This window comes from Oceanospirillum sediminis, assembly GCF_014164585.1.
GTDB classification, from domain to species: Bacteria; Pseudomonadota; Gammaproteobacteria; order Pseudomonadales; family Halomonadaceae; genus Oceanospirillum; species Oceanospirillum sediminis.
In genome coordinates this window covers 25,697-45,720 of record NZ_JACJFM010000012.1, presented here as the reverse complement: position 1 = coordinate 45,720, position 20,024 = coordinate 25,697, and the positions used below count along the sequence as shown (strand labels likewise).

The 20,024-nt window shown below is 48.5% G+C and carries 21 protein-coding genes; 13 read left to right on the top strand and 8 right to left on the bottom strand.

Features of this window, described 5'->3' with window-relative positions; genetic code table 11:
- Positions 1 to 30 precede the first annotated feature (30 nt).
- On the top strand, positions 31 to 903 hold the full coding sequence (locus tag H4O21_RS11010; protein WP_182808925.1) for a dimethylarginine dimethylaminohydrolase family protein: 873 nt from the start codon (positions 31 to 33) through the stop codon (positions 901 to 903).
- 35 nt (positions 904 to 938) lie between these two features.
- On the opposite strand, the gene H4O21_RS11005 is transcribed toward H4O21_RS11010, so the two are convergent.
- Entirely contained in the window at positions 939 to 1,868 is a 930-nt protein-coding gene (locus H4O21_RS11005) for a LysR substrate-binding domain-containing protein (protein ID WP_182808924.1), read from the bottom strand.
- 165 nt (positions 1,869 to 2,033) lie between these two features.
- Between H4O21_RS11005 and dsdA the strand changes: the two genes are divergently transcribed.
- A complete protein-coding gene (dsdA, locus tag H4O21_RS11000; protein ID WP_182808923.1) occupies positions 2,034 to 3,359 on the top strand; it encodes a D-serine ammonia-lyase in 1,326 nt (441 codons plus the stop codon).
- A gap of 128 nt (positions 3,360 to 3,487) precedes the next feature.
- Positions 3,488 to 4,864 carry an alanine/glycine:cation symporter family protein gene (locus H4O21_RS10995; RefSeq protein WP_182808922.1) on the top strand — a complete coding sequence of 459 codons (1,377 nt, stop codon included), beginning with the start codon at positions 3,488 to 3,490 and terminating at the stop codon, positions 4,862 to 4,864.
- Between the two features lie 108 nt (positions 4,865 to 4,972).
- Here H4O21_RS10995 and H4O21_RS10990 read toward each other — a convergent pair whose 3' ends face one another.
- Positions 4,973 to 5,518, bottom strand: coding sequence for an HD domain-containing protein (locus tag H4O21_RS10990; RefSeq protein WP_182808921.1), 546 nt, complete (start codon positions 5,516 to 5,518; stop codon positions 4,973 to 4,975).
- Between the two features lie 273 nt (positions 5,519 to 5,791).
- On the opposite strand from H4O21_RS10990, the gene H4O21_RS10985 reads away from it, so the two are divergent.
- From H4O21_RS10985 to H4O21_RS10975, 3 genes are all read left to right on the top strand, one after another.
- The gene (locus tag H4O21_RS10985; protein WP_182808920.1) at positions 5,792 to 6,655 is read left to right on the top strand and encodes an AzlC family ABC transporter permease; all 864 of its coding nucleotides are present in this window, start codon (positions 5,792 to 5,794) and stop codon (positions 6,653 to 6,655) included.
- The gene (locus tag H4O21_RS10980; RefSeq protein WP_182808919.1) at positions 6,652 to 7,080 is read left to right on the top strand and encodes a hypothetical protein; all 429 of its coding nucleotides are present in this window, start codon (positions 6,652 to 6,654) and stop codon (positions 7,078 to 7,080) included. Before H4O21_RS10985 ends, H4O21_RS10980 begins: the two co-directional genes overlap by 4 nt.
- Before the next feature lie 70 nt (positions 7,081 to 7,150).
- A complete protein-coding gene (locus tag H4O21_RS10975; protein WP_182808918.1) occupies positions 7,151 to 7,993 on the top strand; it encodes an AraC family transcriptional regulator in 843 nt (280 codons plus the stop codon).
- Here H4O21_RS10975 and H4O21_RS10970 read toward each other — a convergent pair whose 3' ends face one another.
- On the bottom strand, positions 7,994 to 8,221 hold the full coding sequence (locus H4O21_RS10970) for a hypothetical protein (RefSeq protein WP_182808917.1): 228 nt from the start codon (positions 8,219 to 8,221) through the stop codon (positions 7,994 to 7,996).
- Positions 8,211 to 8,738 (bottom strand): hypothetical protein, encoded by a 528-nt coding sequence (locus H4O21_RS10965; protein ID WP_182808916.1) that lies wholly within the window; start codon positions 8,736 to 8,738, stop codon positions 8,211 to 8,213. Before H4O21_RS10965 ends, H4O21_RS10970 begins: the two co-directional genes overlap by 11 nt.
- A 364-nt stretch (positions 8,739 to 9,102) precedes the next feature.
- Between H4O21_RS10965 and H4O21_RS10960 the strand changes: the two genes are divergently transcribed.
- From H4O21_RS10960 to H4O21_RS10945, 4 genes are all read left to right on the top strand, one after another.
- Entirely contained in the window at positions 9,103 to 9,858 is a 756-nt protein-coding gene (locus H4O21_RS10960; protein WP_220495627.1) for a CehA/McbA family metallohydrolase, read from the top strand.
- Between the two features lie 138 nt (positions 9,859 to 9,996).
- Positions 9,997 to 11,238 carry a serine hydrolase domain-containing protein gene (locus tag H4O21_RS10955; protein WP_182808915.1) on the top strand — a complete coding sequence of 414 codons (1,242 nt, stop codon included), beginning with the start codon at positions 9,997 to 9,999 and terminating at the stop codon, positions 11,236 to 11,238.
- A gap of 191 nt (positions 11,239 to 11,429) precedes the next feature.
- Entirely contained in the window at positions 11,430 to 11,894 is a 465-nt protein-coding gene (locus H4O21_RS10950; protein WP_182808914.1) for an ASCH domain-containing protein, read from the top strand.
- A 183-nt stretch (positions 11,895 to 12,077) separates the two neighbouring features.
- On the top strand, positions 12,078 to 12,263 hold the full coding sequence (locus tag H4O21_RS10945; RefSeq protein ID WP_182808913.1) for a hypothetical protein: 186 nt from the start codon (positions 12,078 to 12,080) through the stop codon (positions 12,261 to 12,263).
- 93 nt (positions 12,264 to 12,356) lie between these two features.
- Here H4O21_RS10945 and H4O21_RS10940 read toward each other — a convergent pair whose 3' ends face one another.
- Positions 12,357 to 13,211, bottom strand: a complete 855-nt coding sequence (locus tag H4O21_RS10940; protein ID WP_182808912.1) for an SDR family oxidoreductase — start codon at positions 13,209 to 13,211, stop codon at positions 12,357 to 12,359.
- Positions 13,212 to 13,336: 125 nt separating this feature from the next.
- Here H4O21_RS10940 and H4O21_RS10935 point away from each other — a divergent pair, with 125 nt between their 5' ends.
- Positions 13,337 to 14,233, top strand: a complete 897-nt coding sequence (locus H4O21_RS10935; RefSeq protein ID WP_182808911.1) for a LysR family transcriptional regulator — start codon at positions 13,337 to 13,339, stop codon at positions 14,231 to 14,233.
- Between the two features lie 46 nt (positions 14,234 to 14,279).
- Here the strand turns inward: H4O21_RS10935 and H4O21_RS10930 are convergent, their stop codons facing one another.
- Complete coding sequence (locus H4O21_RS10930; RefSeq protein WP_182808910.1) at positions 14,280 to 15,197, bottom strand: LysR family transcriptional regulator; 918 nt, start codon at positions 15,195 to 15,197, stop codon at positions 14,280 to 14,282.
- 225 nt (positions 15,198 to 15,422) lie between these two features.
- On the opposite strand from H4O21_RS10930, the gene H4O21_RS10925 reads away from it, so the two are divergent.
- On the top strand, positions 15,423 to 15,905 hold the full coding sequence (locus H4O21_RS10925) for a GNAT family N-acetyltransferase (RefSeq protein WP_182808909.1): 483 nt from the start codon (positions 15,423 to 15,425) through the stop codon (positions 15,903 to 15,905).
- Positions 15,906 to 15,994: 89 nt separating this feature from the next.
- Here H4O21_RS10925 and H4O21_RS10920 read toward each other — a convergent pair whose 3' ends face one another.
- Positions 15,995 to 16,489, bottom strand: a complete 495-nt coding sequence (locus H4O21_RS10920; protein ID WP_182808908.1) for a hypothetical protein — start codon at positions 16,487 to 16,489, stop codon at positions 15,995 to 15,997.
- A gap of 365 nt (positions 16,490 to 16,854) precedes the next feature.
- Complete coding sequence (locus tag H4O21_RS10915) at positions 16,855 to 17,889, bottom strand: AraC family transcriptional regulator (protein ID WP_182808907.1); 1,035 nt, start codon at positions 17,887 to 17,889, stop codon at positions 16,855 to 16,857.
- Between the two features lie 336 nt (positions 17,890 to 18,225).
- On the opposite strand from H4O21_RS10915, the gene H4O21_RS10910 reads away from it, so the two are divergent.
- Entirely contained in the window at positions 18,226 to 19,866 is a 1,641-nt protein-coding gene (locus tag H4O21_RS10910) for a fatty acid--CoA ligase (protein ID WP_220495618.1), read from the top strand.
- Positions 19,867 to 20,024: the final 158 nt, after the last annotated feature.

Here is a 20,024-nt window from a genome sequence, read left to right as displayed (position 1 = left end):
ATCACACCCTGCGGTTGGGAGAAAAACAACATGATCGACTATGGTTGCCAGCTAATGGCAGAAAAAATGACGCGCGTTCTGATGCGCCGACCTGCTGATAGTCTGCGTAATGCTGACCCTCAGCAATGGCATTACAATCATCTGTTTGATGCGGAAAAAGCGATATCCCAATATGAGGGACTGGTTGGACTGATTCAGGAAACCGGCGCTGAAATCATCTGGATGGATGACAACAATGACGGTCTGTCTGATGCGATGTTCACCCGTGATGCCTCCCTGATTACCAAAGCCGGTGCAGTGCTGCTGCGTATGGGCAAAGCGCTGCGTTCTGCTGAGCCTGAGCTGCATGGCAGGACTTACGAAGTGAACGGCATTCCGGTATTAGGCGCTCTGACCGGTGATGCTCTGGTTGAAGGCGGTGACACCATCTGGCTGGATGAGAACACCCTGATTGTTGGTTTAGGTTTCCGCTCTAACCGGGAAGGTGTACGTCAGCTGAATGAGATGCTGAACCCTCATGGCATCAAGGTGCTCTCATTCGACCTGCCAGTCTGGTCTGGTGAAGAAGCCTGTCTGCACCTGATGTCGGTGATCAGTCCGCTGACAGAAACCCGTTACCTGGTGCATCCGCCGCTGATTCCGGCTCCGTTATGGACCCTGATGAAAGAACGTGGCATTGAGTTAATTCAGGCTCCGGCCGATGAGTTTGAAGCCTCTTTCGGTCTGAATCTGAATGTGCTGCCACTGTCGCCAGGCAACTGTGTGATGATCGACGGCTTTCCGAAAACCAAAGCCGTGATGGAAGAACATGGTATCAATGTCAGCGTATTTGAAGGCGATGCTCTGTGCATGGCCTGTGAAGGCGGGCCGACCTGCCTGACCAATCCGGTACTACGGGGCTGACAGAGCAACATCCTTTGTAAGCCGGGTATCTCTGCTTACAGTACCTGCCCGGACAGCCAGTCAATCAGTAAACTGGCGGTTTTATCTTCAAAGCATTGTGCTCTTTGCCTCAGGTAATAACGGGCAGGTGAAGGAACTGCTGGAAAAGGGGCCTGTAAACGGCCTTTGTCCAGCAGATCCGTTAATACCGCTTTTCTGGCCATGGCTACTCCAAGACCGGCAGCTGCGGCTTCAACGGCCATATCCACCCGGTTAAAGTAATAGTGCTGCACCTTCTCATCAATAGCCGGAATATGTACCAGCTCTGTAGATTGAGACTGCCTGATATGCTGTAACCAGTAAGCCCACTCTGCATGCCGTCCCGCATCCGGCCAGGCCTGGGTATCATGTAACAGCGCCACTTGCTGCCAGCTATCTGGCAAACTCCAGTCACGACCTGCCAGATAATCAGGAGCGATTACAGGTAAAAGATATTCCTTCATTAATAACCGGGATGACCAGCCCGGAATGTCCGCCTCCGGGCTGTAATCAATCACCAGTACAGAATCTTCACTGGCGGAATCAATCACATCGGGCACCGCTTTCACTTCCACTCTGATGCCCGGATAGCGCCGATGAAAATCCGCCAGCCGGGGAATCAGCCAATGAAATGCCAGCGAAGGAATCACTGTCAGGGTAATAATGCTATCCCCGGCATTCTGCTGTATCTCTGCCACCGCCTGAGACAAAGTTCTCAGCGACTGCCGGGTGATCTGCAGTAAATTGTCACCTTCAGGGGTCAGCTCCAGAGAACGAGCCCGACGAATAAACAGTGGCTTACCCAGCTCCTCTTCCAGTTTACGGACCTGCTGGCTGACCGCTCCGGTAGTAACACAGAGTTCACAGGCTGCGGCAGAAAAGCTCATCCGTCTGCCAACGGCTTCAAAAGTTCTCAAGGCAGTCAGAGTTCTGGCTTTTAACATCATGGTTTGTACTTCACAGTCTCTTCAGGATTCAGAATCGATTCAGGCTTTAGAAAAACTAAAGCCTGTTTTAAAAACTATCGTTTGAGATTCAGGGGTATGCCAGTCAGACTTTTACTCAGATTAGGCTTATCAGGCCAGGATTAAAACGGATAAAGGGCAAATGTTATGAAAATGTTAAATATCTCGCCATCACAGCAACAGCAGATTCGTTCTGCCAAGCCCTTACTCTGGCTAAACCCTGAATATCAGAACCCGGCCGCTGCACCGGATAAACCGGATACAGCTGAAATATATGACGCAGAAGCCCGATTGCTTCGTTTTGCTCCCTTACTGCAACAGCTATTTCCTGAACTGGAAGCCAGTGATGGCATCATCGAATCACCACTGCTTCAGGCCGATCAGCTGCATCAGGCAATTTCACCGTTTGGAGTACGGACTCTGATCAAAGCAGATCATACTTTGCCCGTCGCCGGGTCCATTAAAGCCAGAGGCGGTATTCATGAAGTGCTGTGTTTCGCCGAGCAATTAGCGCTGGAACATGACCTGATAAAAGATACAAATGATGACTATAGGAAACTTTTGTTTCCTGATGCCAAATTCTTATTCAACCAGTATGAAATTGCAGTTGGCAGTACCGGCAACCTGGGATTGAGCATCGGTATTATTGGTGCTGCATTGGGCTTTAAGGCCACAGTGCATATGTCGGTTGATGCCAAAGAGTGGAAAAAAGAACGTCTGCGCAAACGCGGGGTTCAGGTGGTTGAGCATAAAGCAGACTACGGTGCCGCGGTGGCGGCAGGCCGTGCTCAGGCGGATGCAAACCCAAAAAGCTACTTTGTGGATGATGAAAACTCCCCTCGATTGTTTATGGGTTATGCCGTGGCAGCGCTGCGTCTTAAGCGGCAATTGGAAGAGCAGAATATTCCTGTTGATGCAGATCATCCGCTGTTTGTTTACCTGCCTGCCGGTGTGGGCGGAGCGCCAGGGGGCATCACCTTTGGACTGAAAGCCCTGTTCGGCCCCCATGTGCACTGCTTTTTTGCCGAACCGGTTCAGGCTCCCTGCATGCTGCTGGGTATGGCAGGACCAGCCGGTAGTGAGCCGGTAGATGTGTATGATTTTGACCTGACCATTAATACTGAGGCTGATGGCCTGGCCGTTGGTCAGGCCTCGCAATGGGTCTGTGATGCTATCCGGGATGAGCTGTCCGGGGTATATACCTGTGAGGACGATACTCTGTATCAGCATTTACTGCGGCTGAAACAACTGGAAGGGCTGGAAACCGAACCATCTGCCACCATAGGTTGCTCAGGTCCATCTATGCTCACCAGTCACGAAGCGCAAGTCTGGCTGAACCGCCATATGTCAGAAAAGAGCCTGGCCACAAGCACCCATCTGGTCTGGACAACCGGAGGGTCTTTTGTGCCGGAAAGCGAGTATCGGACATTTTTATTGAAAGCAACTGAAAAATTCGGTTCAAAAATATCCTAATAAGGTATATTGTTTATTATAGGAAACCTGTTAACAAATAAGAAAGACAGTTTCCTGTCTCTGCAAGCCACCTCGGAGCTTGCAGTGCTTATACAAAAGCCCCTATAAAAATAAAAAGAGGTATTTTCATGGAATCTATAAGTTCCATTATCGGCACGATCAATGGTATCGTCTGGGGTGCGCCTATGCTCATCCTGATTCTGGGCGTTGGCTTCTTTATGAGCCTGGGCCTGAAATTGATGCCAATCCTTAAACTCGGAACCGGCTTCAGCCTGCTGTTTAAAGGCACTAAGGCTAAAGAAGGTGAAGAGAATGAGGGTGAAATCCCGCCTTATCAGGCCTTGATGACAGCGATGTCTGCAACCGTCGGTACCGGTAATATTGCCGGTGTGGCGACTGCGGTATTCCTGGGTGGTCCTGGTGCTCTGTTCTGGATGTGGCTGACCGCTCTGGTTGGTATGGCAACCAAATTCTCCGAAGCTGTTCTGGCTGTTAAATACCGTGAAGTAGACGAAGAAGGTAACCACGTTGGTGGTCCTATGTACTACATCAAAAACGGCTTAGGCCAGAAGTGGGCATGGCTGGGTACAGCGTTTGCTATCTTCGGTGCTGTCGCTGGTTTCGGTATTGGTAACACAGTTCAGTCTAACTCTATTGCTCAGGTGATTGAGACAAACTTCGGTATTCCGACCATTGCTACTGGTGTTATCTCTATGGTGCTGGTAGGGGCTGTACTGATCGGTGGTATTAAGCGTATTGGCTCTGTAGCCGGTGCTCTGGTACCTCTGATGGCTGTTGCTTATATCCTGGCTGGTCTGGTTGTACTGTCTATCAATGCCGATCAGATTGCTCCGGCCTTTGCTCTGATTTTTGAAAGTGCTTTCACCGGTCATGCGGCTGAAGGTGGTTTTGCAGGTGCAGCGGTATGGGCGGCGATCCGCTTTGGTGTAGCACGGGGTGTATTCTCTAACGAAGCCGGTCTGGGTTCTGCACCTATCGCTCACGCGGCGGCACAGACTAAAGATCCGGTTCGTCAGGGTCTGATAGCCATGCTGGGTACTTTCCTGGATACCATCATCGTTTGTACGATTACTGGTCTGGTCATTGTAACGTCTGGTGCGTGGACATCTGGTGAGTCCGGTGCAGCACTGACATCCGCTGCCTTTGCGGATGCTTTGCCTGGCCTGGGTAACTACCTGGTAGCGATCTCTCTGGCTATCTTTGCCTTTACCACCATCATCGGCTGGTCGTTCTACGGCGAGAAATGTGTCGAGTTCCTGTTTGGCGTAAAAGCAATCAAACCATACCGTCTGCTGTGGATTCTGGCTGTACCTGTCGGTGCAACTCTGAGTCTGGACTTTGTATGGCTTGTCGCTGATACACTGAACGCTATGATGGCACTCCCTAACCTGATTGCCATTGCTATGCTGAGTCCTGTGGTCTTCGGTCTGACTCGCGAATACTTCGCTCGTCAGAAAGCAGAAGGTCAGGCGGCCTCAGAATAGAGAGTAACACTGTTTCGTTACTCCCCTCTGCCCGAATCCCCCGCCTTGCGCGGGGGATTTCGTCTCTGCCTGTCTTAACTCCGTTATAAAAGGGCCTTCCCTTCAATTTTAAGTCGAGGGTAACTGCACCAGGGCTGTTTCCAGATCAGGCAGAAATTCAGTAAAAGGCGTGGCTGACAGCTCGGTATCTTTACCCTCATCATCCCAGCGACGCAGTAATACTGCTGCCTGATAGAAAGGCTGAGCGCGAAAATCGGTCACTTCCTGCTCAGTCATTAATCCGCCCTGATGCTTTAATGAATAAACCGAAGCCTCCGACAGCGTTTCAAAATAACCGCTTTCTACGGTACATAAATAACGCTTAGCCTGAGCATGCAAACGGATTGGCTCTGTTACCGCAGCAGGAAAATAAGGCGATAGAAAGTCAGCACCAGAGTGATCGTGTTTAAAGTTACCATGTTCCGGGCTGATCTCTTCTATCAGATGCCCGATATCATGCAACAATGCTGCTACAACCATTTCACTGCTCTCACCAGAATCTTTCGCCAATCGGGCGCACTGTACGCCATGCTCTGTTTGAGAAATGCCTTCACCGTACTGGTTATGCCCCATATCCGCGTAGATCTGCTCAATTTGCCGGATGATATCCTGCATATTTCCCCCTGAACAAAAACATTTAAATTGGTATATACCAGAAACTTTAATCACAACAGATGAATAAATCATGACATTTCCAAAAGAACCTGAGGGCTGAAGCAGTAAAACCAGACCGCCATAGTCCAGGCATTCAGGGGCGTGAAAAAGCAAAGGCCAGCCTTAATCACAATCGTACAAGACAGCAATCAGCAACAGTCACAGAATAATCTGCTTATGACACTTAACCGTCTGTATAAACGATCAGAATTATGAGTTTTAAAAGCAGATACCATGAAAAATCAGACTGCCGTATCACAACCGATAAATACGCCAATCAGTGAACAGAAAAGCACTGGGCACCAGGATAAAAAATATATAGCGATAGCGTCTCAGCCTGTGCAAAAAACTTTGTTTTGGAAAACACGGTTCTGGAAAACATCCCTTCAGGTACTGCCCACTGCAGGGGCCATTATCCCGGTCAGTCTGTTATTTGGCGTTCTGGCCAGTCAGGCTGACTGGTCTGTTACTGAAGTATTCCTGATCAGCAGCCTGGGGTTTACCGGCAGTGGACAATTCGCTCTGCTGCCTTTAACCGAATCCGGCACCGGCTTACTAACATTGTTGCTGTTGGCGGTTTCCATTAACAGCCGTTACTTAGCCATTGCACTGGTTTCAGCCTCGCGCTTACCCGGAGCACCAGTTAAAAAAGCACTGGCCGCTCATATGCTGGGAGATGAAGCATATGCGCTGGAAACAGAACAGACCTCTGCCACAACCACTCTGCTGATTCGCAGCATCCTTTTCATCTGCTGGATATTATCTGCTGTTATTGGAGTATGGCTGGCACCTTATATACCTTCTGAGTGGCTGGCAGAAGAGATTAATCCGGGTTATCCGGCCAGTGCCGTATTGTTTTTTTTATCTGTCAATCAGCTGAAAGTACGCCTTCAAAGTCAATTCAAAATGTCTGATGCCCATGATGAGCGAACACCCCGGAAGGTTAAACCTTCTGAGCAATCATCGTCATGCAACCTGATACGTTTAATCGCAGGGATACTGATATCCGGAGTCTGTATTCTGGTATTAGGGAGCGAATATTTCTGGCTACCTGCCATCGCTATCGTATCGGTATTCAGGTTAAGGAGAACAGCATGAATGACTCTGCGACACAGGCTATTATAGCGCTGTTTCTGACCAGCCTGATTGTTCGGGTATTACCGGTCTTTCTGGTTCACTTATTCAGAACACCAGCAAAACTCACCAAGCCAGATACTCCGATAACAACCGCTCAGATAGCGGCAAGGCAAAACGTCATTCAGCAGAAATTATCCGGAAGTCTGCCCCTGGCCGGTAACCGGGTCAGAAATTATCTGACGGAGATACTGCCTGTTGCTGTATTTATTAACTTTTCGGTTTATATTGCCTGGAGTGAGATCAGTAAGGCACCCTGGCCTGCCGTTATCTCTCTGACGGCTATAGGGCTAATGGCGCTATCAGAACGGCTCAGCCTGATACCCGCAACTCTGGCAGGTACAGGTATCTATTTTCTGCTCAGAAACAACCCGATGCTGACAGGTTGATCTGGTAGCTGAGACACGGTAGCGACACGAGATATTAAAGGTGGCTTATGACCAGATACGGAAGTTCAGTATGAGCGGGGTTCAGAAAGACTGGATCAGACAAAGCACATCACCCTCCGGTCTGGAGCGTATCGAAGCCTTTTTCAATGGTCAGGGCTACTCCCCCCATCGCCATGATACTTATGCCATCGGTATGACATTAGCGGGTATCCATAACTTTCATTATCGTGGGCAGATGCGTCACAGTCTGCCCGGTAGCAGCATCGTGATTTTTCCCGATGAAGAACATGATGGAGAAGCAGGAACCCCACAGGGCTTTCACTATCGCATCGCTTATATTGATCCGGCCAGAATCCGTAATATTCTGTCAGCCTGTAACAACCAGGCAGGCAACACCGACCTGCCTTTTATGCCCCACGGCATTTCAGATGATCTGGTATTACAAAGGGCCATTTCAGAGCTGCTGGGCAATGTAGAAACACCTCACGACCCACTTCAGGAAGATGATGCCTTATTTGATCTGACCCAGGCGCTGATCCGCGTCTCCGACTCACAACGTCCTGATAACACAAACAAAACCAGAGTGATAAACCTGAAGGCGGCTCGAATAGCCAGAGAATATATCCACAGCTGCGCCAGACAGATGATCACTCTGGATGAATTGGAAGCGATCTGTGATCAGGATCGCTGGAATCTGTCACGGGATTTCAGGATCTTATTCGGCACCAGCCCGTATCGTTATCAGACCATGCGACGACTGGGTAATGCCAGGTCTGAGATACAGGCCGGCGCTTCATTGAGCGACGCAGCATACGCAGCCGGTTTTACCGATCAGAGCCATATGAGCCATCATTTTAAACGGGCCTATGGTCTGACTCCGGCGCGCTGGCGCAGAATACTGGCTGCCTTTTGATTATGACGGTTGCCAGCTGATTCGGTGCTGGCAATGGCCGCAAGAACAACTGACCGTCAGGCTGCCTGCCTGACGATTCTCAGTAACCTTTAATACCGAATGGCATTGCGGGCAGGATACAGAAAGTGCTTTTCCGGATTGATATTGTTCAATGGCCGCACCGATCTGAGCTAATTGAGGATATCGGGCCAGCAAAGCCTTCGGGATCGAGTGAGTATTAATAACCACCTCTCTTTTCTATCAGCCTGATATCGTTCAGCATTTCCTGAACTTCATCTTCAGTAATTCCCCATTTATAGCGATTCTGAATCATCTGCATCCGAACCTCAATTTCAGCATGAGTCACACTTTCATTGTTAACTGCAATACCTGCTTTTTGTTGCTGAGTATGCAGTAATTCTTCACGCAAAATTCTGGGATTATTTTTATGAATAGCACGTACCATAATCAAATCATCGCCCAGGGTCGCAGCATGCATCTGATCAGGTTCAATACCTGACATCCGAGCAGCGTAGTTCAGATACTCCTCTGCCTCTTCATTACTACGGATTTCAACACCAAGGTCATCCGCTTCTTTCAGCACATCAGCCAGAGCCTGTTTTCTTGAAACCTGGATTTCAGCATGAATGTTATCTCCGTTTTTAACAGGCGTGGGTGTGACATTAGCCTGCTCAGCATAACCAAACAGGCTGAACAACGATAAGGCAAAGGTGAGAAAGACAGATGAAGCAAATTGCTTACGCATAATGTAGTTCCTTAAAGTATTAAGACGACAGATTTAATGGGCCTACTCCAGAAACCTGCCATTCCATAAGAAACGCCATTGTCAGAAATTTGGGGGGAATACGGTATTACGTAAAGTTACAAAGAGAACGGACTCAATCTAAGAAGGGCAGCCCTATATCTGGGTTATCGGTGAAAACGGTGAATACTCTCTGGACCTGCCTGTTGGTCAGTACGAAGTATATGCCACAGGCAAGGGCTACTCTGACAGTCAGAAGCAAGCACTGACTGTGAGCGCCAATGGCAGCAGCCAGGTATCGTTTAATGACCTGATGGCCCCAGGCGAAGTCAGTATTCAGGTCACCGACGCTAATAACCAGTAACCACTGGATGCCAAAATTCAGATTGAGAAAGGTAATAAACCTCTGATCGAATTCTTCGGTTCCAAAACTTTCTTCACCGAACTGGATGCCAAAGGTCAGGCTCGTTTTGCTCTGGCACCGGGTGATTATCAGTTTAAAGTCTCGGCCGGAGCCAACTTCCTGTCTGCCCCTGCGCTGGTTGATGCCAGCATCTCTCCAAATAGCACAACAGAGCTGAACAGCCCGGTCAACATCAGAACCTATCCGACAGAAAAAGGCTGGTACGCAGGTGACCTGCACCATCATGCAGATGTACTGGAAGGCTCCACACCACCGGAATACCTGGTGCGCTCGCAACTGGCAGCCGGTCTGAATGTCACCTTTGTCAGTGATCATGATTCCACCAAAAACCATAAAGCCATCAATGAGCTGTCTGAAAAACGAGGTGTGCCTTTTATTCCATCAATGGAAATTTCACCCTCCTGGGGACACTTCAATCCGTTTCCACTGAAACTGGGGGCGCAGCTGTCTGTTGATCCGGGTGTGGATGACATTCATCAGATTCTGGATGATGCCCGCCGTATGGGAGCTGTTGCAGTGGCCAGCAACCACCCCTATATTCCTTATGGCTACCTGAGCAGCCTGGAACAGAACACCGCTCCGGGTGGTTTTAATCCGGGCATTGATCTGATCGAAATTAACTCTGAAGTGGACTATAAAAAAGCGATTGAAAAAGCCCGTGAGTTCTGGAATCCTGGCCTGCCGTACTATTCGAATTGATCGCTTTTTAGCCGTTTGTCTTTTACTTACATGTTACATTCCATAACATTCGCAACCAATACCATAACATCGGCCCTGAAGACCGTTGACGACACAATCAGGACAATATACTGCAGATAAAACATAAGGAGATCGGTAATGAACATCTGGTTACCCACAGCATTATGCGTTAGCACTCTGATTCTGGCAGGGTGTAATGGCAGTAGTGATGATAATAAAACAAACACAGCACCGTCACAGTCGGAAGTAATTCACCAGCAGATTCGTGATCTGATTAACACGACAATGGCCCAGGATCAGATTCCCGGCATGTCGCTGGCTCTGGTATCGGATCAGGATGTACTCTTTGCAGAAGGCTTTGGTGTACGGGAGCAGAACCAGCCAGAAAGTATTACACCCGACACCCCCTTCTGGCTGGGATCGGTCAGTAAAGCAGTGATGGGAACGGCTATTACTCACGCAATGGAAAATCAGCTGCTGGATCTGACTACACCGATCACCAGTACATTGAACGCTGCTGGCTCTTTCACCCTGGCCACTCCGGAAGCGGATAATATGGCACTTATTCATCTGGTAACCCATATCAGCGGCATTGAAGATGATGATAACTATGACTGTGCCTATTTTTATGACAACGGCGCAGGACAAACCCGGTATCTGGCTGAAGACTTTTCTGATCTGAGCTGTAATGCCAGTGTACCGACAGATATGAGCAGCTATCTGCGAAGTTATCTGTCCGCTGATGGCGCTTATTACGATGCAGATAACTTCAATCCTCCGGGAGAAGAACATGAATACAGTAATATTGCCTCTGCGCTGGCCGGTTACACCCTGCAACTGGCAACCGGACAATCCCTGGCAGATTACGCCCAGGCGAACCTGTTCTCACCGATGGGGATGCTGAACACCAGCTGGAAGCTCAGTGATTTTGATATCAGCCGGATTGCAGTGCCCCATATCCGCAATGGCAATGGGGGCTTGATCAGCCTGCCCTTTTATAGTCTGTCCACCTGGCCTGATGGAGGCCTGCGCAGCAGTGCCAATGATCTGGCGATGTTCCTGCAGATGGTTATGAATCAGGGGAACTCAGGAGGTGTGCAGATCCTGCGACCTGACAGTGTTGAGTTGATGCAGTCGAATATCATCGGTGATGATAATGAAGCTTATGGCATCTTCTGGAATACTACGACCATGAATGGCCGGGTATTGAAGGGCCATACAGGATCGGATCCCGGAGCATTCAGTTTTATGTTGTATGACCCGGCCACACAACTGGGTGTGGTACTGATTGCTAACGGTGATGATAACTTTGCAGGAATGGATACAAAGTACTTCGGCATTATTGAGCAACTGCTACAGCAGGCTGAGAAGCTGAAATAAACATCAGAACAAGCCGGACAGAGAATGGCCTGTAGACACTCCGATTGCTCAGAACAGGGCGCATCGGTAGTTGCAGGCTATCCCAGTACAGACAAAAAGCTATCTCAGTCCAGACAAAAATGCGCAGACAGATGCTCCATTCCGTTACAGAGTCGTATCATCAAATGCCACATCTATCAGGATAATCCGAAATGAATAAGATTCAGGAAAAATATCTGCGAGTTTATCTTGAAAGCTTACCTCCTGAGCAGGCAAACAGGCCGCGAAACATGATTGCAGACTATTTTTGTGCCGATGAAGAAAATGCCAGTATTTGTGCGGATCTGATTCTGAAAGGAGAAAAAACAGCAACATGCAGTATGAAATACTGGTATGAATCAGGACTTGAACTCATGCCTGAAGTCGGGACGCTTCAGGTAGTGACAGACTGGTATGGCAACCCGACGTCCATCATTGAAACAACTGATGTTTCTGAGTGTAAGTTTTCAGAAGTCACCGCTGAATTTGCTTCAGCAGAAGGAGAAGGAGATAAATCTCTGGCCTGGTGGCGTAAAACACACTGGGACTTCTTCTCTGCGGAATGCGAAGAGCAAGGATTAGAACCTGATGACAATATGATTTTAGTACTTGAAAGATTCAGGGTCGTTTATTCTTAATAGCTACCCTGTACACTTCTCAGATAACGCTATTGATTTATCGAATTCGGGCTGTTATCGCAAAAATGCTGACAATTTATTTATTAACATGTTGATTTAAAAGTCATTTAAAAATTGCTTTGGTAAAACCAACTCTTTCAGTAGGATAACATGACAAGTGTTTGGTATTTTTCGGAGCCAGAAATGAATGATATTTGGTGGGAAAAAACTCCGGCAGAACAGAATAAAGCACTTTCAGATACAGCGAGATTGCTTTATATCAGAAAACATATCTTCAGGGCTTGTGATCGGGAGACCCAGGCCGATAATCCGGAAGAAAAGGATAAAATCCGTTTATGGATTGATGCCTGGTCCTCTCTGAGGAAATAAACACCCCGTACAAATACTGGACATCTGATAAACGGGGCATATATAAGACAGCCAAGAGAAGAAAGCTTTATTGGCTTTCTTCTCTGCTCTGTTTTATGCCAGTGCTTCAGCAATCGATTGTTTCAGAGAAATTGTCTTGCGGCCCAGCAGCTTTTCCAGTGTCAGACCGTTATCATACAACCAGCCTTTTGAGGCATGGTGTTCTGCATCAGCCAGTGCTCCGGCAAAGCCTTCCGGCAGGCCAACCTGAACCAGCAGGTCTTTAAAGGACTGTTCATCCATTGGCTGATAATTAATAGTTTTACCGCTCTGTTCTGCGATCTCAGCAGCAAACTCCGCCAGAGTGAAGGCACTGCTGCCAGCCAGCTCATACACTTTACCCGTGTGATCTTCTGCAGACGCCAGCACAATCGCTGCGGCTTCAGCATAGTCACGACGAGCAGCTGATGCGATCTGGCCTTCTCCAACGGCTCCGGCAACCACTCCCAGGCCTGTGATGTCGTTAGTCTGAGCGGTGTAGTTCTCGTTATACCAGCCATTACGCAGAATCACAGCCGGTAATCCGGATTCACGAATCATCTCTTCCGTGACCTTATGTTCTGCAGCCAGCATTAACGGGGATTTATCGGCATTCAGAATGCTGGTGTACGCCAGCAGAGAAATACCCGCCTCTTTTGCAGCATCAATCACCGCTTTATGCTGAGGTACTCGCTGGCCTACTTCGCTACCCGAGATCAGCAGTAATTTATCCACACCAGCCAGAGCGGCAGGCAGGGTATCAGGAGCATTGTAATCCGCCTGACGCACATGGATGCCCTGGGCTTTAAAGTCTGCTGCATTATCCGGGTTGCGAACCAGAGCGATAATCTGGTCAGCAGAAACTTTTTCCAGCAGAGCTGCAATAACCAGTCGACCGAGTTGTCCGTTAGCACCTGTAATTGCGATCATAATCTTGCCCTCAAATCATATTAAGTAAAGTGTCTCTGGCACTGTGTGCCTGTGATGATGGTGCCAGTATCTGTCATACTGATTGTTATCAGTAGAGGGTATTTTCAGAATGAGGAGTTCTGATTTTGAGTACAATTAGTGTATCCCAGTTAAAGCATCTGGCGATTTTTGTCATGGTGGTCGAAAGTGGCAGTTTCGCGGCGGCAGCCCGTAAACTGGGAACCAGCCGTTCCCGGATAAGTGAACAGGTAGCGGACCTGGAAAGTGTGTTAGGCGTGCGGCTGATTCAGCGTTCAACACGACAGTTATCCATTACTCCGGAGGGAAAAGAGATCTATGAACTGGCCCGAAGTCTGCCTAAAGTTTTGCAGGATATTGAGGCGATTAATCAGCCAGAAATCCCCCGTGGTCGGGTCTGTCTGACCCTGAATAATGATATTGCCCTGAAACATCTGGCTCCGGTACTGGATGAATTCTGTCGACAATATCCGATGATTCAGCTTGACCTGATGCTTGATGATGAACGACTGGATCTGATTGCAGAGCAGATTGATGTAGCGATTCGGATCGGCTTTCCCCGAGATGATGCGCTGGTCGCACGTGTGATGCATGAAGAACGTTTTACTATTTTTGCCAGTCCGCGCTATCTGGCAGAACAGGGGACTCCCTCCACTATTGAACAGCTGGAACAACACCGCTGGCTGACACTGTATCAGGCCAGTACTGACGGTATTCAGGATCTGGTATCAGAAGATAAAAGCTGTCGGATCAAACCCGTGAACTATTTTCGTTGTAACTCCCCTTTGATGGTACAGCAAATGGTGATTGACGGTCTGGGACTCGGCTGTCTGCTGCCTGTGACAGTAAAGCAGGAGATTGAAGCAGGAGATTTAATTCCTGTGATGCCAGAGCTGACCAGCGCCCCATTGATTTTTACTCTGGTGTATCCATCCAGACGCCAGGTGCCCTTACGGGTAAGGTGCCTGATTGATTATCTGCTGGAAGCCAGAATTTTCAGTTAATGCTGAAGAACGTTGCTATCTGAAATATCTATTCGGTTTGTGGTGTTTATATCACCTGATCAGAGACCTGAAGCAACAAGCGGGTAAACCACCGATACTCTGCTTCACCGGCATTCAGGCGATGACAATAAAACTGCAGCTGATAGTGCGGAACGTCAAAAGGTAAAGGTAACATCTGTAATGGCAATTGCTGGCAGATGTGTTCCGCCAGGGGACGAGGATAAGTTGCAACCAACTCAGTACTGGCAATGATATGGGGAACAACCAGCAGGTTTGGCGTCGCCATAGCCCGTTGGCGCTGTTTGCCCAGCTTCTTCAGACACAGATCCACAATACCTTCTTTCTCATTCATGGGGGCCACCAGAATGTGCTGTAGCGCCAGGTAAGTATCCAGATCCGGGGCCTGTGATAGCAGCGGATGATTTGTTGCCGCCAGCAAGCAATATTCATCGGTGACCCAGCGATATGCCAGGATATCCTGACCCGGTTCACCACTGTGAGTAAAACCCAGCAGATAATCCACTTTCTGCTGCGCCAGCTGTTCAAAGGCATCATCTCCCGGATGAATAATCTGCAGACGTATCCCCGGTGCATCTATGACCAGGCGTTTCATCAAAGCGGGCAACAAAGATATCTGGCAGTAATCTGTCGCTGCGAGAGTGAAGGTCCGACGACTTTCAGAGGGGTTGAAAGGTTCATCCGGTATCAGGCTCTGCTGTAAAACAGATAATGCCTGGCTGATATAAGGTGCCAGCCGCTCTGCTTTCCGGGTTGGACACATACGGCCATTTACCCGCACAAAGAGGTCATCATCCAGGGAGCGCCTTAAGCGATTCAGGGCATGACTGAAAGCAGACTGACTCAGGTTCAGTTCCAGGGCAGACTGTTTGACCGAGCCGGTACGATACAGGCAATCAAAAGGCAGCAGCAGGTTCAGATCAATATTTCGCAGATCAGGATGCATAATGTACATTTCAGTATGATAATAATGCACTGTCATCATATTGAAAGCTGCCATAAATTACTACGCTGAGCTTTTTAGCTTTTATTGTTTATTTGAGAACACCGCCTGGCAAAATAAAAGTATTTCAATATTCTTAGCCTATCGGCTGGAGAGTATTGCAACGTTTAACAGAGATACTCTTTTCAGGCGGCGGTTGCTCATTCTGATTCTGACCGGAGTAACTGAATGTCTGTCACTATTCGTCCTGCCACCGCTGAAGATGCTGCACTGATTCTGCAATTTATTACTGATCTGGCGATTTATGAAAAAGCAGAACATGAGGTCAAAGCCTCTGTTACTGATATTGAGCAATCCTTGTTCAGTGATACTGCTACAGCACATAGCCTGATTTGCGAGCAGGATGGTCAGGCCGTTGGCTTTGCGGTGTATTTTTATAACTACTCCACCTGGCTGGGGTGTAATGGGCTTTACCTTGAAGATCTGTACATTACCCCGGACAAACGGGGTGGGGGTGCAGGTAAAGCACTATTGAAGCATCTGGCTGCTATCGCCGTTGAACAGGGGTGTGGCCGGTTTGAATGGTGCGTACTGGACTGGAATCAGCCTGCGATTGATTTTTATAAATCCCTGGGCGCTGAGCCTCAGGAGGAGTGGATTAAATACCGGCTGGAAGGAGAAGCCCTGAAAAAACTGGCATTGCAAAACTAAGGTGAATAAGAAAAAAATACGCAGATAAAATAAGAGTATACAGAGACCGGGCAGATCAGCGCTGCCCGTTATCTCAACAACTATTTCGCTCAGGCCAGCGCAGAAGAGGGGTAGGCCATTTTCAGAATACTGATACGGGAAAAGATACGCAGACCAGAGGTATTATCATCAGCACTGACAGCTTCTGCTTCCTGAGTACCGTTTTTGTATTCCAGTACAATGCTGGCCGAATCTTCTACTTTCAGATAAGTATCAATCAGGCTGGGAGTCATATCTGCTGCCACCAGATTACCCACACAGATTGGCTCTTTACCCTGTTCTCCGGCCGCATAGCTGAGCTGGCAGTGCGCCTCACTGTTGTCTTTGACAAAGGGTGTGGCATTAACCTGCTCGAAGCAGGATGTTGCGCTGGCAGTGATATGGTAAAGGCCTTTTTTCAGGTTGATAACGCCCGTGTCCTGAGACAGTTTGATGCTGTCTCCCTGTTCATTATCAATATGATTAAAAACCCGAACATTTGCACCAGGGCTAATATTAGTCGTGTGACTGGAGTATTCGGAATAAACAGCAAATTCATTAACCATTGAGATATCCTTGTATCTTTTTTTGTGTGGGATCCATACCCATATTTCTGGCTGTATGACTAATGAATAATATTTCGGCTACTTCATTTATTGGCCTGTGTCTATTAATCATACGGCATGTATGGTTCATTTTTGCCACACTTCTGACGCCGGGTAAATGCCGTTTTGCGTCATGACTCAGGTCGATACTAATACAGAAGTATTATCCCTTTGTTACATATGGATTTTTTACTCATGAAAAATTTTGTAAAAAAACAATAAAATGACCAACCAGTCGCTGCCACCCTATGTGACAACATCAATGTCTCCTGTGGCGAATCCTCTGATAGCGAGCAGTATTTTGTTTGCTGAATCACCACTGTGAATCAGCCTGTCGAAAGCAGTTTAACAGACCGTCGGGCCCTGGCCGGGGGTTCACCATACCAGCGTTTAAATGCCCTGGTAAAATTAGCGCCATTCGAGAACCCCAGACGATACCCCACTTCACTGATACTCAGATAGTCCAGTCGTAACCAGTGCAGAGCCTGTTGCTGGCGGACTTCATCGACCACTTGTTTATAGCAGAGTTGTTTTTCCTGTAAACGCCGCTGCAGAGTACGCTGACTCAGATTCAGATGACCGGCTACATCCCGAATATTCATGTGGCCAATGGGTTCATGCTGCACCAGCAATGATTGCAGGCGAGTCACCAGATCGCTCCGGTCCAGTCGAGCGAGGTAGTCAGCAACCAGAGCATCATTCTGTGCTGCCAGCTCAGGACTGGCAGTTAACAGCGGCTGAGACATGGCACGGGTGCTGAACAGGATTCTATCCCGGCGGGCATTAAAATAGACGGGACATTTAAACAAACGCTGCCAGGGCGTCGGGTCTTCTGGCTGGGGACGGCTTAACCAGACTTCTTCCGGAGAAAAATCCGGGCTATATATGTGACGTGCGGTTAACACGCAGGTACCGATAAAAGCATCCACCTGCTCGGGGGCCAGAGTAATATCTGCCAGATCCTGACGAATGCCATGATCAATCTCGACCTCGCCTCCTCGCACTGTCAGTATCATTTCACCGTGATCAGCAAACATTCTCAGATTATCCGCCAGGCGCTGAAAGCAATCCATCAGAGTATCGCTGGCCCAGATAGCAAACCCCAGAGCATGCCAGGATGTAGGGCGCATATAACGAGCTACCGTCAGTCCTATAGCTTCATCTCCGGTCAGATTTCTGGCCAATCGCCACAAACGATCAATCCGGCTCAGCCGGTATCGGGTATCCAGCTGATTAGCAATAGCAGGATCTATATCAACCCGTGACAAAAGCTCAGGTCCGTCAATCTGATAGTAATTTAATGCCCGGCTAATAACGACGGCCCAACTGCCCATTACACAGGGTTGAAATGTCAGTGGCATCTTTTTCCTCTGAGCAGTCTGAAGCATTGCTGAAAGCTATTCATACCTGCTGTCATGATCTGTTTCTGATATATAAATAACCATTATGATCGGATAAATTTCTCGTTGCACGCCTTTCAATTGTCTTTACGTGCCATGCTCTTGCTGAATATCCTCATACAGGACAACAATCGGTGCAGTCAGATTGTCTGATGCCCTTGCCGGGGTTGTTTTTTTGCTCTGAGAGACTGTACGCCAGATGACCTTTGCGTAACAGGCGGCACACGATGCCGCTCCATCAGAGCAGTGATGCACGATTAAGATGCACCGTTACAATAACAACAATGGAGATGCACAATGCCTGTCAAATTGATGCCTGCGGCCGAGTCCGCACAATCCTACCCTCTGTTAATTAAACAAATTTTCTCTTCTGCTGGTCGTTTTGAACCGGACAATAAAATCGTCTATCGAGGCGATAAAAGCTTCAGCTATCAGGAATTTCGTGAGCGGGTTCAACAGCTGGCTAATGCACTGAAAGCGGCTGGTGTTGAAGCCGGTGATACCGTTGCTGTTATGGACTGGGACAGTCACCGTTATCTGGAGTGTTACTTTGCGGTGCCTATGCTGGGTGCGGTATTACACCATGTGAATATCCGTCTGTCGCCGGAACAGATCGTTTACACCATGAATCACGCCGAAGATAAGCTGGTGCTGGTTCATGATGACTTTGTTCCTCTGGTTGAGCAGGTTAAGGGACATCTGACCACTGTAGACGGCTATATTCGCCTGAGTGATACCGGTGCAGAGTCTACCTCAGACGTCGATTTTATCGGTGAATACGAAAAGCTGCTGGCCGTACAGGACAAAGTTTGCAATTTCCCGGATTTCGATGAGAACAGTATCGCGACCACCTTCTATACCACAGGTACAACCGGTAATCCGAAAGGGGTGTTTTTCAGCCATCGTCAGCTGACATTACATACCCTGAATATGGTTGGGCAGCTGGGCAGTTATGACGGCCTGCCATTACTGCGTTCTGATTCAGTGTATATGCCAATCACTCCGATGTTCCACGTACATGCCTGGGGTGTACCTTATGCGGCAGTAATGTTGAACTGTACTCAAATCTATCCGGGACGTTATGAGCCGGACAAACTGGTTGAGCTGATTAACGATTATCAGGTCACCATATCTCATTGTGTACCAACTATTCTGCAAATGCTGCTGGCCTGCGAATCAGGACAGAAGACTCAGTTCAACGACTGGAAAGTACTGATTGGAGGGAGTGCTCTGCCGATGGGACTGGCCCAGACAGCTACAGAGAAGGGCATTGATATCTATACGGCCTACGGCATGTCGGAAACCTGCCCTCTGCTGACTATTGCTCATCTGAATAAGGAAATTCGTTCTCTGCCGGTTGAGCAACAGCTGAAGTATCGTATTCTGACCGGTGTTCCGGCCAACCTGGTGGATCTGACCATTACTGAACCGGATGGTGCACTGGCACCTCATGATGGCAGTGCAGTGGGTGAAATTACCGTACAGGCACCGTGGCTGACTATGGGTTACGCTAAAGAGCCCGAGAAACAGGAAGAGCTGTGGGAAGGTGGTCGTCTACACACAGGTGATGTCGCCTCTGTTCATGAAAACGGTTTTGTTGAGATTAAAGACCGTATCAAAGACGTGATCAAAACCGGCGGTGAGTGGATCTCATCGATTGAACTGGAAAATCTGATCAGTCAGCATCCGGCAGTGGCTGCGGTAGCGGTTGTCGGTATACCGGACGACAAATGGGGCGAACGTCCGTTTGCGATGGTGGTACCTAAAACAGCAGAGCTGGAAGCGGCTGAGCTGCAACAACATCTGCAGCAGTATGTGGATAATGGCCATATATCCAAGTGGGCTATTCCGGAACAGATGCAGATGGTGGACGATATTCCGAAAACATCTGTTGGTAAGATCAATAAAAAAGAGATCAGAGCCGCTCTGTCAGCCTGATCTGCAGAGAGACAGGTGCTGGCCGGTCATGGCTGGTACCTGACACGTACCGGTCAATTACCAGAGACACAATAAAGCTGAATATCCACAGGCGCATATTGATTCTGTCAGCCAGTGAAAGCAGCTGGTATAGCTGAGTCAGGGTATCGGCCGTTTTA

Coding starts and splice junctions, on each gene's coding strand:
- H4O21_RS10930 (WP_182808910.1), bottom strand. CDS start 15,197: ATGCATCCTGATCTGCGAAATATTGATCTGAACCTGCTGCTGCCTTTT.
- H4O21_RS10995 (WP_182808922.1), top strand. CDS start 3,488: ATGGAATCTATAAGTTCCATTATCGGCACGATCAATGGTATCGTCTGG.
- H4O21_RS10925 (WP_182808909.1), top strand. CDS start 15,423: ATGTCTGTCACTATTCGTCCTGCCACCGCTGAAGATGCTGCACTGATT.
- H4O21_RS10945 (WP_182808913.1), top strand. CDS start 12,078: ATGAATGATATTTGGTGGGAAAAAACTCCGGCAGAACAGAATAAAGCA.
- H4O21_RS11005 (WP_182808924.1), bottom strand. CDS start 1,868: ATGATGTTAAAAGCCAGAACTCTGACTGCCTTGAGAACTTTTGAAGCC.
- H4O21_RS10965 (WP_182808916.1), bottom strand. CDS start 8,738: ATGCGTAAGCAATTTGCTTCATCTGTCTTTCTCACCTTTGCCTTATCG.
- H4O21_RS10950 (WP_182808914.1), top strand. CDS start 11,430: ATGAATAAGATTCAGGAAAAATATCTGCGAGTTTATCTTGAAAGCTTA.
- dsdA (WP_182808923.1), top strand. CDS start 2,034: ATGAAAATGTTAAATATCTCGCCATCACAGCAACAGCAGATTCGTTCT.
- H4O21_RS10990 (WP_182808921.1), bottom strand. CDS start 5,518: ATGCAGGATATCATCCGGCAAATTGAGCAGATCTACGCGGATATGGGG.
- H4O21_RS10980 (WP_182808919.1), top strand. CDS start 6,652: ATGAATGACTCTGCGACACAGGCTATTATAGCGCTGTTTCTGACCAGC.
- H4O21_RS10915 (WP_182808907.1), bottom strand. CDS start 17,889: ATGCCACTGACATTTCAACCCTGTGTAATGGGCAGTTGGGCCGTCGTT.
- H4O21_RS10955 (WP_182808915.1), top strand. CDS start 9,997: ATGAACATCTGGTTACCCACAGCATTATGCGTTAGCACTCTGATTCTG.
- H4O21_RS10910 (WP_220495618.1), top strand. CDS start 18,226: ATGCCTGTCAAATTGATGCCTGCGGCCGAGTCCGCACAATCCTACCCT.
- H4O21_RS10920 (WP_182808908.1), bottom strand. CDS start 16,489: ATGGTTAATGAATTTGCTGTTTATTCCGAATACTCCAGTCACACGACT.
- H4O21_RS10985 (WP_182808920.1), top strand. CDS start 5,792: ATGAAAAATCAGACTGCCGTATCACAACCGATAAATACGCCAATCAGT.
- H4O21_RS11010 (WP_182808925.1), top strand. CDS start 31: ATGATCGACTATGGTTGCCAGCTAATGGCAGAAAAAATGACGCGCGTT.
- H4O21_RS10940 (WP_182808912.1), bottom strand. CDS start 13,211: ATGATCGCAATTACAGGTGCTAACGGACAACTCGGTCGACTGGTTATT.
- H4O21_RS10975 (WP_182808918.1), top strand. CDS start 7,151: ATGAGCGGGGTTCAGAAAGACTGGATCAGACAAAGCACATCACCCTCC.